Here is a 15,902-nt window from a genome sequence, read left to right as displayed (position 1 = left end):
TTTTGATCTTCTCGTAGATCCACACAATTGCTATCACAATGTCAATCATTACGAGTAAATATTAAGTCATGCATAACACACTAAAATTAACTCACCGCAGACAAAAAGTAGGCTATCCCAAATGGATACCCTACTTTTATTTAGTTAATACAAATTTGTTAGTTTACTACTTGGAGGAATAGTAAGTTACTAAATTTAAATTCACGAAAAACACATTATTGCGGAATGGTGTTTGAAAGTTCCTTAAACCACTGTGCACTCTTCTTAATTTCCCTCTTCTGCGTCTCGAAATCAACATAGAAGAGTCCATAACGTTTATTATATCCATTTGCCCAAGAGAATTGATCCTGAAGCGACCAAACAAAGTAGCCTTGGACATTGACACCCTCTTTACGGGCCTTCAATATTGCATCCAGATGCTGATCAATATAATCAATTCGCTCATCGTCTTCAATCACTTGATCCGGACCCTCATAACGATCCTTAAATCCAAGCCCATTTTCAGTAATATAGATAGTTTTTGAGTTCGGATATCTTTCAGAAACAATCTTTAAAATATCATATAGACCTTCGGGATAAATATTCCAGTCCCAATCAGTCTGCTCAACTCCCGGCTTCTTAACTAGCTCACCAACACCCTTAAATTTAAAGGCACTAGTTCCCTTTTCACCGGTACCATTGAATGAGCTCTCATTATCACCATCATAAGCTTTAATGAATTGCGATTGGTAGTAGTTTAAGCCGAAATAATCATTCTGGGTGGCTGCTTGAGCTAGTTCATCCATATCACCAGGCTCTATCTTAAGCTGAGCATCATTGGCATCTAGAATCTCATTAATTAACTTTCTTGTTTCATCTGAATAGTAACCAAGGAATGTCCCATCAAGCAAGAAATAGTTCAAGAATGCATTGTATAAATCAGCTGCATGTTGATTCTCTGGGGTTTCCGGATATGGATAAATTGGTTTAAGCCCACCAATACCTTTAAGCTGATACTGATTTCTCCAACGTTTGACGGTACTTGTAGATAAAGAATGGTATTGGGCAACCTCAGTTATACCCCAGCCTTTATCTAAGAAGGACAATATCTCAATCTTTTCCTCAACACTATAATGTTTAGCCAAAATAAATACTCCTAGTTCGTGAGACCGGAATTTTAATTGTTTCCGTGTCCAACTAACTAGGAGTATATCCCATTTCTAATTTGCCATTATTGATCATTTTATATTTGCGATTGACATACAATCTAGTTGGGTCATCAGATGTTCCTGCTTTCTAAAGGTTTTGACGCTTATAGGATAGCACTTAGGACATTTGATGTCCTATTTTTTTGTAAAAGAAAAGTGCTAGTAGATTTATATCTACCAACACTAAAAAGAATAGACCCGGTTTCGATTTATCATGAATCTATATTGCTACCCTGAATAATTCATACTTTTTAATTGAAACCGTCTGAAACTGCCTAACGGCAGTCTGATAATTACTTTTTTATTTTCACCCCTTAAGTGATGAAAAAAGAACCCCATTCTGCTATGGTAAAGGTGACGAAACCAACCATAAGAAAGGAGTTCTTCTCATGACTAGATTACACGAAAATCAAGTTAAATTCAATTCAAATATCACTATTTCACATACTGGTGGTCGTCTATCAAGTGATTCGGGGTTAGTCCTGGTTAAAGAATTGATGAATACCTTCGGCTTTTCACAATTAGCTAAACAATGGCTCCATATCACAGATCATCGGGCTTATTTTACCCATCATAACTTAGCGATATTGGAACAGCTTATTATGCAGTTAATTGCTGGTTACTCGGCAGACTCATCAGCTAATCTATTAAGACAGGATCCAGTCTTTCAAGCTGTACTCGGTAAAAAGCAGTTGGCCTCACAATCGTCAATCTCACGGTTTCTGGATCGTTTCACCGAGGAGAACATCGATCAACTCCAAGCATTAAATCAGTCGCTGATTAATAAAGCGCGTTTGATTCGCAATGATACCGAGTTAATCATTGATGTCGATTCCACACATTCGGATACCTTTGGACGCCAAGAACAAACAGATTATAATGCCCATTATCAAACCTACGGCTATCACCCATTAGTTGCCTTTGACGGACTGACCGGAGATTTCTTAAAAGCTGAACTGCGTTCAGGCAATCAGTACACATCTAAAGGGGTAAAAGCTTTTATCGCCCCGCTGTTATACCAATACAAGAGCACGTTACCTCATACCGAGATATTGGTTCGGGGGGACAGCGGCTTCGCCACACCAGAGGTGTATGAGTCTTGTGAAGCAACTGAAAGCCAGTACGTTATCCGATTAAAGAGCAATCGGAGGTTAAGTCAGTTAGCTGAACACTCTGTTCTTTACGGGGACAATCAAGAATGGGAAGAGCGAGAAGTGCAGTATTTTTCACTACCTTATCAAGCACAATCCTGGTCGAAACCCCGTCGTGTCTGTATACGTTCCGTCCGTGAAGGAGGAGAATTGCTTTTTCATCATGCGTTTATTGTGACTAATCTATCCGACAACGTCTCGCCTGAAGTCATATTTTCTCTTTACGGCAAGCGTGGAACAATGGAAAATTTCATCAAAGAAGCGAAAGGTGGCTTTTACTTCGATAAAACAGATAGCCCGCGTTTCTTAGAAAATCATGTCAGAATGATGATCAGTGTCCTTGCATACAACCTCGTCAATTTTTTAAAAACCATTGGTTTTGATAAAGTGAACCAGGGCATGACGATCCATTCCATCCGGCTGACATTGCTTAAAGTAGCCGGTAAACTTGTTCAAACTGGGAGACAGGTCTATCTCAAACTGTCAAGCTATCATGTGTATCAAACTGAATTTTATAAGGTTTTTGAACGCCTGCGGCGATCCAAACAATGGATTTAGACTAGTTATCGCACAAATTTTTAAACCGATTTTTTTCAAGGGATTCGTCTGCCCTTAAATAGACAAATTTTTTTATTATGACCTTCTTCCGTAGGCATCCTGTTCGAAAACACATTATTTTGGAAGGAAGTATCTGCCTAATTCAAAAATGGGCAATTTCTTCAAAAAAAAAGCTTGAATTTAGATCTATGAATTATTCAGGTGCTACACTAAATTTTAAATTTTTCACAAAAAATATTTACTAACTTCGTTTCCAATTGTTCGAATTAACTTTATTGACTCTGATTGTTCATAATACTCAGTTTGCACAACCACAATAACCCATTTGTCTTTTTGAACAAATATTGCAGCATCATTCTCAACACCTTCATTTTCACCGCTCTTATTATAAGTTTCAATATGAGGCTGAATAACTGCCACAAGCTTTGATCGATTCACTTGATGTCTCATAGCTCTCATCACAATAGAGTTAACTGGTGTAGATCTGCTCTTAAATTGTTTGAGTATACCTAAAATGTCCGCCACATTCGTGAAATTATCTTTCACACCATTATATTGCATCATTTTTCTATTCAAAGATATTCCTGAATAGTTATCTGATATCCACTTCTGAATGTTACTCAACCCAAAATAATTAAGTAAACAATTTGTTGCGGTGTTATCAGATTGCTCAATCATCAAAAAAAGCAAGTCAGATATCTTCCAACATTTTGGTGATAAAAATCTAATCACACCCGCTCCACCAACCATGTTATCATTTGAAATGAAGATTTCCTCGTCCAATAACGCCGAGTTTTCGGATATTACAGAATCAATATATGCTGCTATCGGTAATTTAATCAAGCTTGCTGAACGCATCATTTTTTTGGTGTTAACTTCAATGCTAAGTTCAGAATCACTTTCTATATCAACACTGACATGACCAGAAAATTGATTTGTAATAAATAAAATTTGCTCCTCTATATCATTGAAAGTATTCAATTAATCACCGCCCCTTCTTATAAAGGGATATATCTTATCCTCTTTAATTCGTATGATTCTATTTCCGGAATAACTATAACGAATCATGAATATTGAATCTAAATCAGTATACTTTACATTATCATGTGCACACGCAAATGAGACCGCAGCAGATATACCAACCTCAGATTCAATCATACATCCCACCATAACTGGGACATTGAATAACTCACACAACTGATTGATCCTTTCGGCTTCAGATATTCCCCCCGTCTTCATCAATTTTATATTGATTAAATCAGCAGCTCCACTAGTCAAAACCTTCAATGCATCATTTACTGAATGGACACTTTCATCTGCCATGATCGGAATATCCGAATACGCCACCAAATTCCGCATCCCCTGCAGATCATCTGCCCTCAAAGGTTGCTCAATGAAAGATATTTCCAAACTGCTCTGTTTCAGAAAATCTATCAACTCTTTTGTCTGTTGTACTGTCCACGCTTGGTTAGCATCAATTCTAAATGAAATTCCATTCCAAGCTTTTGAACTTAACATCCGCAACAACTCAAGATCTTCATTGTAATCTGACTCACCTAATTTTATTTTTATTGAATGAAATCCTTCTGCAACCTTGGCTTCTATTCGCTTTATCATTTTAACAGGCGCTGAAAGTCCAACGGTAAAATCAGTTGTAATAAATGTCTTCGCTCCGCCCAACATAGTAGTTAACGAGGTGTTAAATAATTGAGACCTCAAATCATATAGCGCCATCTCGACAGCGGCCTTTGCTGGCGTCTGCCCAAAGACACTTGTACGTACTGACCTCAACAAATTTTCCCAGTTATCAATTGTACTTCCCACTATTGAAGGATTTATCTTGGTACTTATAGTATGGATGATACTTTCCATACTATCACCTGTGACGACCTCATTAGGTGTAGCTGAACCAACCCCAACAAGACCACTACTTAAACGTACTTTAACTTCAATTGCATTTATTGAATCAACACGATGTCTAGCTGTTACAAAGGGGACCTCCAAAGGTATTTCCACCCTTTCATACGATATGCTCTCAATTTTATTTTGTATCATTTTCGTTTTCTTCCCCAAAGAAATATTCTAGCGCCTCTTTGCGCTTGGATGTCCAACCATTATTTTTCCTAGAAGGATACACCCTGTTCGTTAGGCACACAAATGCCGTACGATTTTCCATATTTAATGCAATTGAGGTACCGGTAAACCCAGTATGCCAATAATATTCATACTTATCTCCCCAACGTTGCCAACCAATAGTTCTTCCTCCTATATTTGTCTGCTTTATTTCATTAATCATGTCACGTGAAATAATATTCTCAGATTCACCTGAGGTATTAACAATATTATTTGCAAAAGTCGTCAAGTCTTGGAGCGTAGAGAACAAGCCGGCATGACCACTAATCCCCTCTAATAAATAAGCTTTGTAATCGTGCACTTCTCCACGAATCAGCCCTCCCCGGTCTTGTTGAACTTCAGTTGGGACAACATCCTCATAACTATTTATTCTTGGATTATATCCAGTATTTTGCATCCCCAGGGGTAAAAAAATATTTCTTTCTAAACTTTCAGCTAAATTGCCGTCTAACTTATCGATTAACCAACCAAGTAATATGTAGTTAAAATCCGAGTATACATTGTCTTTGTCTGGCAAAAAATCAACATTAATTATTTTTGTAATTAACTGCTCCTTAGTCAAAGAATGTACATTATCAAAATCGGCAGGTAAACCTGAAGTGTGAGTTAGGAGCTGATAAATAGTTATCTCAGGATGTCTAAAATCAGAGATATACATCCCTATTTTATCTGTCAAATGTATTTTGTGTTCATCAATTAATTGTAAAATTCTTGTAGTTGTACCTACAACCTTAGTCAGAGATGCTATATCGTACAACATGCCTGGTTTTAACTCAGTTTTTTCTTGATTAACACCTTGATAACCAATGTAATGTTGCTCATTTATATTGTCACCAACCAAACTAAATGAAGCACCATAAATGATGTCATCATCTACGGTGCTTTCTATTAGTTTGGTTATTTTTTCTGATTTTTTGGTTAATTCTTTTTCCAATTTAAAATCACCTTACCAACTATTCCATCATTCTGTTTAAGTAAATCTTTTGCAGATTCCAAATCTAAATCAGTTTTACCCATTACGATAGCGACATTCACATGATTATTTGCTCTTTTTAATAGTTCTGAAGCTTCTTCAATACTTTTACCAGTTGCTGCCGAAATAATTCTAGTGGCTCTGTCCACTAGTTTATTGTTACTTGGTTGAACATCAATCATTAAGTTTTGAAATACCTTACCAGATTTGACCATTACGCCAGTTGAAATAATATTTAACACCATTTTTTGTGCAGTACCAGCCTTCATTCTGGTTGAACCTGTAATCACTTCTGGTCCAACTTCAACTTCAATTGCTATTTTTGCAAGTTTACCCATAGTACTATTTTCTGCACAGGTGACAGCTACACTAAGAGCACCAACACTATTTGCATAATTTATTGCACCAATTGCATAAGGTGTTCTACCGCTAGCCGCTATAGAGATTACAGTATCTTGATCAGTCAGCTCAATATTTTTTAAATCACTTTCAGCTAAATCGTTTGAATCTTCAGCCCCTTCCACAGATTTAAACATGGCTTTGAGACCACCCGCAATAAGTCCCACAGCTCTTTCTGGCTTAATACCATATGTTGGAACTAGTTCTGCTGCATCAAGGACTCCTAACCTTCCTGATGTTCCTGCACCACAATAGATTAGCCTACCTCCTTTGTTATAACGACTACTAGCCTGGTCAATAGCACTTGATATTGATTGAACCTTCCTCTCAATTGCACTTGATACTTTGCTATCTTCGCGATTAATTAATCTAACCAATTCGATTGTTTCCATCGTATCGATATGCATCGAGTTTGGGTTTCTTTGCTCAGTTATTAAGTCCTTAATGTCCATCATTTATTCCTCGATTCTGATGTTTTAATTTCTTAGTTAATTTTGAAGTATCATGATAGTTTTTTTCCAACTGAGGTATTTCACTATTAACCAAGCTCAAAAATATCAAGCTTGATGCATATATTTCAGAAAATAGAGATGATACAGCACCAATTCTCAATAAAGATTCATTGGCGGGGATAGGAAAAACATAATCTGCTAATTTCATCAATGGTGAGGGTGATTTTCTAGTAATCAAAATTACAGGCGTATGATTTAATTGTGCTTGTTTAGCAATAATAATCATCTCTTCAGTTAATCCACTGTACGAAAATATTATTACAACATCTTTTTTAGTCATAAAATACGAACGTTCAATTGCAGTATGACTGTCTTTATCAAAGATAGCCTTACGGTTAGAACGAATTAGTTTGTAATACAAATCATTGGCAGCTAATCCCGAAGCGCTTAATCCTTCAAGGTATATTGTTTCTGCATTCTTTATTACATTTACAATTTTCGCCAGTATTCTTACATCAACTAAATTATGAGTTTCTTTTGCATTATCAATGATAAAACCGGAAAGTTTATGACTGATTTCAGCATAACTATCCGTTCTTTCAATTATTGTATCCAGAACTTCAGACTGATTGTTTATGCTGTTAAAATCTTGAACTAGACTAATCTTAAAATCCTGAAGTCCATTAAAGTTGAAATAGCGAACAAATCTTACAATTGAAGCAGCTGATGTTTTAGTTATTACACTGATTTCCTTTGCGGTTTTTCTTGTAAATTCGAGCGGATTATCAATAATATACTCAGCAATACGTCTGTTTACACCTTTTAAGTTGGGATACTCTTTAATAACTCTAGAATATAAATCCACCAAATCACCCTATCCTAAAAAAGATTCAATTGATGCATTGGGTTCATTTGGAATCATTTGAGCTGTTATCTTAATTCCTTGGCTAGTTAATCTATGGATAATCTCTTCATCTTTTGGCGTAACACTAACGGATTTCTTAATTTGTCTTGATCCATCTTTTGCCGAAATATTACCAACATTAAAGACAGGAATATTAACACCGCCGTCAATTAGAGCTGCCATATCCGGAATATTTCGAGTAATTACAAAAACATTTTCGTTTGCATACTTATCTGATTTAAGATTCTCTACAGAGCGAGCAATTGATGCAATACCTAACTTAATTCCGGCAGGCCTAGCAAGTTTCAATCCCTGAATCTGCATTTCATCTTTAACTACTTCATCATTAACAACCAGAATACGATCAGCATTTACCGTGTTCGTCCACACCATCGCAACCTGTCCATGAATCATACGCTCATCTACACGTGCTGCTACTATAGCCATTTAAATACCCTCTTTCAAAAACTTATTATGCAATACTGCCAATCCAGGTCGCAATTGCCTGTAAATTTCCTAATAACATCCCAAGTAATATCAGTACAAATATTAGTCTCGTGGAATTCATTCTCTTGCGACCCAAAATCCAATAGGAGAAGAGTGCAATGGAGAGAGGAATTAATGCTGGTAAAATTTTATCTAGCATTTCCTGAACAGACATAGTAACTTTACCAACTTTATATGTAATATCGACAGAATAATTGATAACTGCGGGAATCATTGCACCAACAACGGTTAACCCCAGTATAGAAGCACCTTCTGTAAAGATTGCCATTCTATTTCCAAATGCAGAAGCCAATTTTTGACCTTGTTCAAGCCCGAAGCCAAATAATCTCCATCTTACATATGCGATAACAGCACACCCTATAATTGGTATTAGTAATCCCAATGGTTGATTGGACATTGCCATATATGCTGTAATCGAGAATATAATTGCATTATAGATTGCTACAAATATAGTATCACCCACACCTGCAAATGGACCCATCAAACCAGTTTTTAAACCAGCGATTGCTTTCTCACTTTGATCATTCATACCGAGCTGATCTTGGAGTGCTACATCTGCACCGATTATTAAATGTGCCATTTGTGGCGTCGTATTAAAGAACCCAGTTTCGAGAGTCAAAGCCTGTTTCATTTTATCTGGATCATCTTTATACAATCTTTTCAGGGCCGGCATAACTGAGTATGCATAACCAAGTCCCTGCATTCTTTCATAGTTCCAACCAAGTTGTAAGCCCAAGTATGATCTTATAAAGATACTCTTTTTATCCTTTTTAGTGATGTGATTAAATTCAACATTATTGTTTTTCTCAGTCATCAATCTCAACCTCCTCGTCATCAACTCGTCCCGAAGCGGAATCTGCAGCAGAATTTATATTTTCATTATTTTGATTTTTATTTGCGTTTAAAACATGTACAGCAGCTAATGCAAAGGCAAATAGTGAGACACCTAGTAAAGTAATTGACTTACTAAAGTATGCCATAATAGCAAATCCGAAGATGAAATATGGATAATAACGCTTTAATGGTAAATATCTCATCAAAATAGCGATACCCATGGCTGGAAGAATCATCCCAGCAGCTTTCAAACCATTCATAAACCAAACTGGAATCCAAGCATTAATCGCTTTTACAACTGCGGATCCAAATACCAAACCAATAAATACTGGAATAAATCTCGAAAGGGACCAGGGAACCATACCCAGAAGATTCGCCCTTTCCACACCTTTATAATTACCTGTCGCAACATGCCTCATCGCCATACGCTGAAAGAATGTATTCGACATACGAGCGAGAATATCCATTTGCGTCAGTAACAAACCGATTGGAATAGCCAATCCAATTCCGTAACCAACCCCTTTAGATGCCATAATTGCATATGCAGTCCCCATTACTGATCCCGATAGAAAATCTGGAACAGTGGCACCACCATAGGTTGCAACTCCAAGTGTTGTTAGTTGTAACGTTCCTCCAATTAACAACCCGGTTTTTAAATCTCCCAGCAAAAATCCAGTAACTGCTCCCGCAAAAACTGGCGAAAACAAGCCAAACTTTAGTGATAACGCATCAATTTGTCCTAGTGCTACATATAAACTAAGAAAAATGATTGCAAACCAAGAAATATCCATTTTACTTCCTCCTTGATAAACTAACTTACACCTGAAGTATACATTCAATGAAATAATATTTCAATATTATTATAGAAAACGCTTTATTTGAAATATTGTTTCTATTTTTGGGGTAAAACATTCATTCTAGCTGACTAATTAGCCCTCATCTACGATAGTTCCGACCACACATTGATTTCACACCGTCGGCATTGTTGACACAAAAAGGGCTTCACTTGAATGTATAACAAGTGAAGCTTTTTCATATTTGCCAGATTAATAACTATCGCCAATTTAGCTTATTAAATTTTGCCGTGCTGTGTCAAAGCACTAAATCTTTTTGGTTTTTCTCACGAACGTAGTCAGACCCAGACCAGCCAGAAGCGCTACACAGCCTAACCGAACCAGTTGTACCGTCGGTGCTCACTTGTTTGTGGGAGGACCTGTTGACCAGCCAGAACCGCGTCATTGCTGGTTGCTAGATTTCTATCATCACTGACCTCGTGGTGTCCAGTTAGTTTCTCCAGTCAAAGTATTTGTCACGGCTTTGAAAATCACTGTCTGCACAGTCTTACTTGGTGTCTTAACTCCCGCACCTTGGTAAACGATGGTTCTGATGACATTAACTTGGGTTTTCTTATCAGGTAGACCATCATTGTGCAGCACCGACTCTTGGAATACCGGGGTGTCTTGTATTTTTTTAGTATAAACTACACCAACATCTTTACCTTTATCATTAGGCAGAATGATATAGCCGGGTTTAACCGTAGTTACCCCATTTGCATCAGGCTTTACTACGGTGCCAGTTGTGTCATAGACGGTAGCACCGCGTACACCCTCTAACACAATATCCGCCGGTTGATCGACAAAATCAAAGAGAAGCGGCTGATATCCTGTAGTCGGATCCCCATGTTGAACCACCTTAATCGGGAGAATTAAATCAGCAGACTGCATATTATTCTGGAAGGCATTCTCCTGCGGCTGGCCCGCCGCATTGAGACTGTAGAGATTGCCCAATTGAACATAGGTAATCTCTTGATCAACCGGAACATTGCTTAAATCAGCATCCATTAATTGAATGGGTGAATAGGCAGCACTCGCATAGTTCCCTGGCAGAACTGGATTTTTATAAGCAGGAAAACCAGTATAGCCATCTTTAAATGCATACATCTGGCTACCGTAATGCGTATTTCCCGACCAACCACCGTGCGTTGCAGCAACCGCATTAGCTTGCGCCTCTAAATCAACCACCGATTGATCTAATGTAGCGGCGTTAGCGGTCGGTTGATCCACAACATGCACATCCGTTGATGAGTCATCATCTTTTTGCGTAATCGATTCGTCACTCTGGGCTTCGCCAGCCGTTTCCCCGGCAGCACTTGGAACATCTACTTGATTTGCGCTATCTACCGACCCACCAGCCGTGGTTGCTGCACTAACACTACTGCCGCCAAATCATAATCCGAGGCAAAAAATTGCTATGCCAATAGTTAGCCAAGTCTTACCAGACTTATGCAATTTAAAATGAACCTTCTCATTCTGTAAAACTAGCTGTAACGAGGATTTTTTATTTATCAACGTCACAATTCACTCCTTAGTTTTGCAAACCCCTTTATTGATCATGGTAGCACCATTTAAGAAATAGCGTTATTTTTACACTTAAAACTTACAAATATAGATACTTTTTCTTAAAGTCGCTGTATTACTATTAATTTCCTGATAGCCATGTTACACTACAGATAGACGAAAAGACGCCAGCGAGTGGTATGCCGCTGACGTAGAGTGATTTCGTAGGAATTTTTCGACACTAATCTAAATGATTAGTGTTTTTTTGTATCTATTAAGCTGTAAAGTAACCAATCAACATCGAAATAATCAGAATAACTAGCACAATCGTGGTGATTACAACGTAAAGATAATCGTGTTCGACCACGAACGCATAAATCGAGACAATGACACGCAACACAGGGGTCATAATCAGAAGAAATAATCCGAGCATCATGACCGCAAACGGCTTAAGTGTGCCAATCCCCGCGAAAATTTCACTGGGACGAATCGGTACGTGATTGGCAGCGTACCCTGTAGCACCACCATTAATCAACAGCAAGATGACGCCGATAACCATCACCGTTGTGGCCAGTACCACCCCAACGCGGAGCGCCTTCCCAATCGATAGCTCAATCTCGAGCATCTCTTTCTTATTTTGTTCATCGTTCATTTAGAAATGCACCCCCAAACCCTTCAGAGCCATCTGTGCACCCATGAAGACCAGAATCGGAATGAAGATCATCCTAATCATCTTAGGCTTCAAATGCACCATAATCCGCGCACCGATTGTCGCACCCACCAGGACGCCAACTGCGATTGGTACAGCAATTGCCGGATTAATCGAGCCATTGAAGAAATACACCGTGGCACTAGCGGCTGCGGTGACGCCCATCATCAAGTTACTGGTGGCACTAGAAGGCTTCAAAGGCATCTTCATGATTGAATCCATGGCAATGACCTTGAATGCCCCGCTCCCGATGCCGAGCAGACCACTTGCGAAACCAGCGGCCCCCATCATCGCAAAGCCACCAGGCACGTTTTTGACACCATAATCAACCTGCTTCTGCTCAACCTGATCATAATACGAACCACCAAGATTGAGTTTCACCGATAATGCATCATTGTTTAGTTGCACCTGATCCTTCTGACGACCCAGCAGCTTCTTAATCATGTTGTAGCTTGAGAACAACAGTAGCGCGCCAAATAGCACATAGAGGATACCCGTTGGCAATACACCCGTCATCAGTGCCCCAATAATTGCGCCGACAGTGGTCGCAAGCTCCAGAAACATCGCGACCCGCAAATTAAGCATGTCATCCTTCAGGTAGGCAACACTGGCACCAGAACTGGTTGCAATCACCGCAATGATGCTTGCGCCAATCGCGTATTTAATATCGATACCCAACACCATGGTCAAGAACGGGGTAATAATCATCCCGCCACCGATGCCGAGAATCGAGCCAAGTGTGCCCGCAAGGAGGCCTGCAATAATCATCAGAATTACTTGTGTTACCATTATTTCGTCTCTTTCACTGTTTTCTTCGCAGCGGTTTTCTTAGTAGCGGCTTTCTTGGTCGTCTTCTTCCTGGTTGTCGCCTTCTTGGTGGTCTTCTTCTTTTTCGCCTTGGCCTCAGCTTTCTTGTTGGCTTCAAGAACCTTACGTGCTTCTTCGTACTCCTTGGCCTGTTGTGCCAACACCTTGGCGTTTTCTTTCACGAAAGCCACCTTTTCTGGCATCAGCTTGGCCAAATCGGTCTTAATCTGTGCCGCCTGCTCGACGAACTCATCACCTGAGCTTAGCTCGTCAATGCGAAACTTAGACACGTTAATCGCGTCTGCAGCCATCTCGAAATAGACGTTTACCTCTGGTGTCTCCTCGTCGGTGAAAAAGTTGTTGATCTTCTTCCAGTTAGCAAAAGGAAGATTGATGATATTCGTCTCCAGACTGAACGTGATCGGCTCGGCACCGGTCACCGCGAATTGGGCCTGGGCGAGGCGACCACTGTTTAGTGCATCAACAATGAAATCCACCATTTTGCCAGCTTGTGCGTCATAGTCGGCTTGCTCTAACTGCTTGTCTTCCCTTGTCTCAGCCATTGTTTCAAATTGGCCATTTTCAATATTATCCATGATTTGAAGTGCACTTATTTTCAAGTTTAACATCCTCGATTTATTTACTAATTAACTGAAATTTTACAGTTTTCGTTTGTTTTACCTCTTCAAACAATAACGGATTATTAGTGAGCTTGCAAATAAAAAAGTTAGAACAAATTCCCTGTTAAACCTAATCCTTGAAAAAGTCGGCGATTGAGATATTTTTTAGATTGATTTCTGGATCGACATTAATCGGGTATTTAGTGAAGAGGTACTGATAAGTTGTGTAATTGTGAAAATATTTGGCCCGCCGCTCCAATAAAGTAATTATCTGACCAATCTTCAACGAATTACGCCATTTACATTCACCGATCAACAATTCGTTACCTGTAATAGATTCTAAGACCACGTCCACTTCTTGGACATTGCCTTGTCGATCCTTACCCCACCATTTACCAAATGACTTAGCGACAAAAGGTAATTTCTTCCTGTTGTTTAAGCGTCTCAGGTACTGACGGGTAACTTCTTCAAAAATTGGGCCAATAAAATCAGATAGATTTTCACGCGCTAATTCAAAGAATATCTGCCCGCTACCACGCTCTATCTCCGAGCGGAAGGAAAACACATAACGATACCAAAACGCAATAAAGTTTTCAGTAATCTGATACTGACTAGTCTTGCCTTTTAAAGGATTAGCGCCGAACGGAATTACACGATCAATAAAATTTAACTCCTGCAGTACAAGAAGATAACGCGAAATTATATTGCTTTCAAGTTGCGTAAAACCAACGATTTTGTTCAACGTATTCGCCCCACTGGCGATAGCTTGCAGTACAGCATTGTAATTGGCAGGCTCCCTAAACTCCTGCTTCATCAATAGAGTACCTTCATTGAACAGATACCCATTAATCCCAAAGTAGAGTGCCTTAATATTATCGTCAAAACTCAAATTCGGATCAATTAACGATAGATAGTATGGGGTACCTCCAACACAAGCGTAGTACTTTATCTTATCAACAGCAGAAACATCAGGATAGAACAGTGCAGCATCATAATAGTCCAACGGCCCAATTTTCAATTGACCAGTTCGTCGGCCAAAAAGGGGGCTTTTTTCACCCAACACCTGATTCTCCATAAAACTCATGGATGAACCACAGAGAATCAGGAAGATATTAGTATCTTTGAATTCATAATCAATCACATGCTGCAAAATAGAGTTTAAGGACTTATTTGCATTGGCAGCATAGGGATACTCATCTATTATAATCACCACATGTTGCATCCCGAGTTGTTCTTTAATGATACTGAACAAATCATTCCAATTTGAAACTGTGGGAAAGTTGGCAATTCCTAGTTTTTCTCCCACTAAGCGGGAGAACTTTTGTAAATTTAGTAAGTCATTTACCTCTTCTGCCGGTAAATAAAGTGCATTCTTGCCCTTAATAAATTCATTGAGCAGCGCTGTTTTACCAATTCTACGTCTGCCATAGACAACAGCCATTTGGAATTCTCTTCTGGCATACATCTGCTCAAGGGCAGCTAGTTCCTTTTCACGCCCTAAAAACATATTTTTCCTCCTTTCGAATGCGAGTTTTACTACTTTACATTATTATAATCTAAAGTAGTAAAACAAACAAATTCAAGTACACAAAAAAATCCAACGGCTGCTGTCGTTGGACCTTATATCTTACTCGTTCTGAATTTCGGGTCGTCCTCGCAGTAATAACTTGCATCAATACCCTTGAAGACCGTCTTGTTGCCATTAATTCAGTCAATTAAGGCCGCTTTATGTAACACAGCTGAAAAACCTCATCCGACCTCACTTAACTCAACTATGACCCTAGTTAATTTTGCGTTTTGGATTCAAGATACCTAGCGGATCGAGCAGATTCTTTATCTGGTGTTGCAACTGGTCAACATCAAAGCCCAATTCCTCGTTGTTCCACTGATTCTTAATCATCCCAACAGCATGCTCAGCGGAGATCGTACCACCCAATTCCAGCGTCTTCTTGAACATCAGCCGACTCGCCTCAATCACCTTTTCAGGTGGCTCAACAGTATCTTGCCAAATCATGCTTGGATGAACGTTACCATCACCGGCATGCCCTGCCGTATATATATCCGAGTCTAAATCCGCTGCCACTTGGTCGATGTAATCCACCATCACAGCGAGTTGCGACAGCGGCACCGCCATGTCTTCCATGATGTGGTTACCCTTAGCGAACACCGCCGGTAACATATCCTGGCGGATCTTTAGTAAAGCGGCAGCCTGCACCGAATCCGTCGTTGTTGCCACGCCGAATGCCCCGTTTCGCGCGAGTACATCCTCCGCAATTGCCAAGCTCTCCTGCCCACCGGCAGATGGTATTTGCGTGCTGTCTTGAGTACGCCG

The 15,902-nt window shown here is 39.3% G+C and carries 16 protein-coding genes and 1 pseudogene; 1 reads left to right on the top strand and 16 read right to left on the bottom strand.

Going from position 1 to position 15,902, the window contains the following annotated elements; all coding sequences use genetic code 11:
- Nucleotides 1-215 precede the first annotated feature (215 nt).
- Nucleotides 216-1,124 (bottom strand): family 1 glycosylhydrolase, encoded by a 909-nt coding sequence (locus LA20533_RS05230; RefSeq protein WP_201779027.1) that lies wholly within the window; start codon nt 1,122-1,124, stop codon nt 216-218.
- 452 nt (nt 1,125-1,576) lie between these two features.
- On the opposite strand from LA20533_RS05230, the gene LA20533_RS05225 reads away from it, so the two are divergent.
- Nucleotides 1,577-2,896: an IS1380 family transposase gene (locus tag LA20533_RS05225; protein WP_056947192.1), complete on the top strand. Its 1,320-nt coding sequence runs from the start codon at nt 1,577-1,579 to the stop codon at nt 2,894-2,896.
- Nucleotides 2,897-3,121: 225 nt separating this feature from the next.
- Here the strand turns inward: LA20533_RS05225 and LA20533_RS05220 are convergent, their stop codons facing one another.
- From LA20533_RS05220 to LA20533_RS05150, 15 genes and pseudogenes are all read right to left on the bottom strand, one after another.
- Complete coding sequence (locus LA20533_RS05220; RefSeq protein WP_056947196.1) at nt 3,122-3,877, bottom strand: serine hydrolase; 756 nt, start codon at nt 3,875-3,877, stop codon at nt 3,122-3,124.
- Entirely contained in the window at nt 3,878-4,951 is a 1,074-nt protein-coding gene (locus LA20533_RS05215; protein WP_056947199.1) for a dipeptide epimerase, read from the bottom strand.
- Nucleotides 4,938-5,963 (bottom strand): serine hydrolase domain-containing protein, encoded by a 1,026-nt coding sequence (locus tag LA20533_RS05210; RefSeq protein ID WP_056947202.1) that lies wholly within the window; start codon nt 5,961-5,963, stop codon nt 4,938-4,940. Before LA20533_RS05210 ends, LA20533_RS05215 begins: the two co-directional genes overlap by 14 nt.
- On the bottom strand, nt 5,948-6,853 hold the full coding sequence (gene murQ / locus LA20533_RS05205; RefSeq protein ID WP_056947205.1) for an N-acetylmuramic acid 6-phosphate etherase: 906 nt from the start codon (nt 6,851-6,853) through the stop codon (nt 5,948-5,950). Before murQ ends, LA20533_RS05210 begins: the two co-directional genes overlap by 16 nt.
- Nucleotides 6,843-7,718, bottom strand: a complete 876-nt coding sequence (locus LA20533_RS05200; protein WP_075362842.1) for a MurR/RpiR family transcriptional regulator — start codon at nt 7,716-7,718, stop codon at nt 6,843-6,845. The genes murQ and LA20533_RS05200 overlap by 11 nt, the downstream gene beginning before the upstream one ends.
- Before the next feature lie 9 nt (nt 7,719-7,727).
- Nucleotides 7,728-8,204 carry a PTS sugar transporter subunit IIB gene (locus tag LA20533_RS05195; RefSeq protein ID WP_054745688.1) on the bottom strand — a complete coding sequence of 159 codons (477 nt, stop codon included), beginning with the start codon at nt 8,202-8,204 and terminating at the stop codon, nt 7,728-7,730.
- A 25-nt stretch (nt 8,205-8,229) separates the two neighbouring features.
- On the bottom strand, nt 8,230-9,078 hold the full coding sequence (locus LA20533_RS05190; RefSeq protein ID WP_054745690.1) for a PTS system mannose/fructose/sorbose family transporter subunit IID: 849 nt from the start codon (nt 9,076-9,078) through the stop codon (nt 8,230-8,232).
- Nucleotides 9,071-9,889 carry a PTS mannose/fructose/sorbose/N-acetylgalactosamine transporter subunit IIC gene (locus LA20533_RS05185; RefSeq protein WP_056947208.1) on the bottom strand — a complete coding sequence of 273 codons (819 nt, stop codon included), beginning with the start codon at nt 9,887-9,889 and terminating at the stop codon, nt 9,071-9,073. Before LA20533_RS05185 ends, LA20533_RS05190 begins: the two co-directional genes overlap by 8 nt.
- A gap of 471 nt (nt 9,890-10,360) precedes the next feature.
- A complete protein-coding gene (locus tag LA20533_RS05180; protein ID WP_056947211.1) occupies nt 10,361-11,161 on the bottom strand; it encodes a hypothetical protein in 801 nt (266 codons plus the stop codon).
- A 162-nt stretch (nt 11,162-11,323) separates the two neighbouring features.
- Entirely contained in the window at nt 11,324-11,452 is a 129-nt protein-coding gene (locus tag LA20533_RS09015; protein WP_371857358.1) for a KxYKxGKxW signal peptide domain-containing protein, read from the bottom strand.
- Between the two features lie 256 nt (nt 11,453-11,708).
- Nucleotides 11,709-12,086 carry a DUF1634 domain-containing protein gene (locus tag LA20533_RS05170; RefSeq protein ID WP_054745694.1) on the bottom strand — a complete coding sequence of 126 codons (378 nt, stop codon included), beginning with the start codon at nt 12,084-12,086 and terminating at the stop codon, nt 11,709-11,711.
- Entirely contained in the window at nt 12,087-12,932 is an 846-nt protein-coding gene (locus LA20533_RS05165) for a sulfite exporter TauE/SafE family protein (protein WP_054745696.1), read from the bottom strand.
- Complete coding sequence (locus tag LA20533_RS05160; RefSeq protein WP_056947214.1) at nt 12,932-13,570, bottom strand: hypothetical protein; 639 nt, start codon at nt 13,568-13,570, stop codon at nt 12,932-12,934. Before LA20533_RS05160 ends, LA20533_RS05165 begins: the two co-directional genes overlap by 1 nt.
- A 130-nt stretch (nt 13,571-13,700) precedes the next feature.
- Nucleotides 13,701-15,077, bottom strand: a complete 1,377-nt coding sequence (locus tag LA20533_RS05155; RefSeq protein WP_056947217.1) for an ATP-binding protein — start codon at nt 15,075-15,077, stop codon at nt 13,701-13,703.
- Between the two features lie 273 nt (nt 15,078-15,350).
- Nucleotides 15,351-15,869, bottom strand: a pseudogene (locus LA20533_RS05150) (FAD-binding oxidoreductase); the annotation flags it as partial.
- Nucleotides 15,870-15,902 lie beyond the last annotated feature (33 nt).

Source organism: Amylolactobacillus amylophilus DSM 20533 = JCM 1125 (assembly GCF_001936335.1).
GTDB classification, from domain to species: Bacteria; Bacillota; Bacilli; order Lactobacillales; family Lactobacillaceae; genus Amylolactobacillus; species Amylolactobacillus amylophilus.
This window is presented reverse-complemented; position numbering and strand designations above follow the sequence as displayed.

Bases quoted from the DNA above. Each gene is read 5' to 3' on its own strand.
- LA20533_RS05225 (WP_056947192.1), top strand. From the start codon at position 1,577: ATGACTAGATTACACGAAAATCAAGTTAAATTCAATTCAAATATCACT.
- LA20533_RS05215 (WP_056947199.1), bottom strand. From the start codon at position 4,951: ATGATACAAAATAAAATTGAGAGCATATCGTATGAAAGGGTGGAAATA.
- murQ (WP_056947205.1), bottom strand. From the start codon at position 6,853: ATGGACATTAAGGACTTAATAACTGAGCAAAGAAACCCAAACTCGATG.
- LA20533_RS05195 (WP_054745688.1), bottom strand. From the start codon at position 8,204: ATGGCTATAGTAGCAGCACGTGTAGATGAGCGTATGATTCATGGACAG.
- LA20533_RS05190 (WP_054745690.1), bottom strand. From the start codon at position 9,078: ATGACTGAGAAAAACAATAATGTTGAATTTAATCACATCACTAAAAAG.
- LA20533_RS05185 (WP_056947208.1), bottom strand. From the start codon at position 9,889: ATGGATATTTCTTGGTTTGCAATCATTTTTCTTAGTTTATATGTAGCA.
- LA20533_RS05170 (WP_054745694.1), bottom strand. From the start codon at position 12,086: ATGAACGATGAACAAAATAAGAAAGAGATGCTCGAGATTGAGCTATCG.
- LA20533_RS05165 (WP_054745696.1), bottom strand. From the start codon at position 12,932: ATGGTAACACAAGTAATTCTGATGATTATTGCAGGCCTCCTTGCGGGC.
- LA20533_RS05155 (WP_056947217.1), bottom strand. From the start codon at position 15,077: ATGTTTTTAGGGCGTGAAAAGGAACTAGCTGCCCTTGAGCAGATGTAT.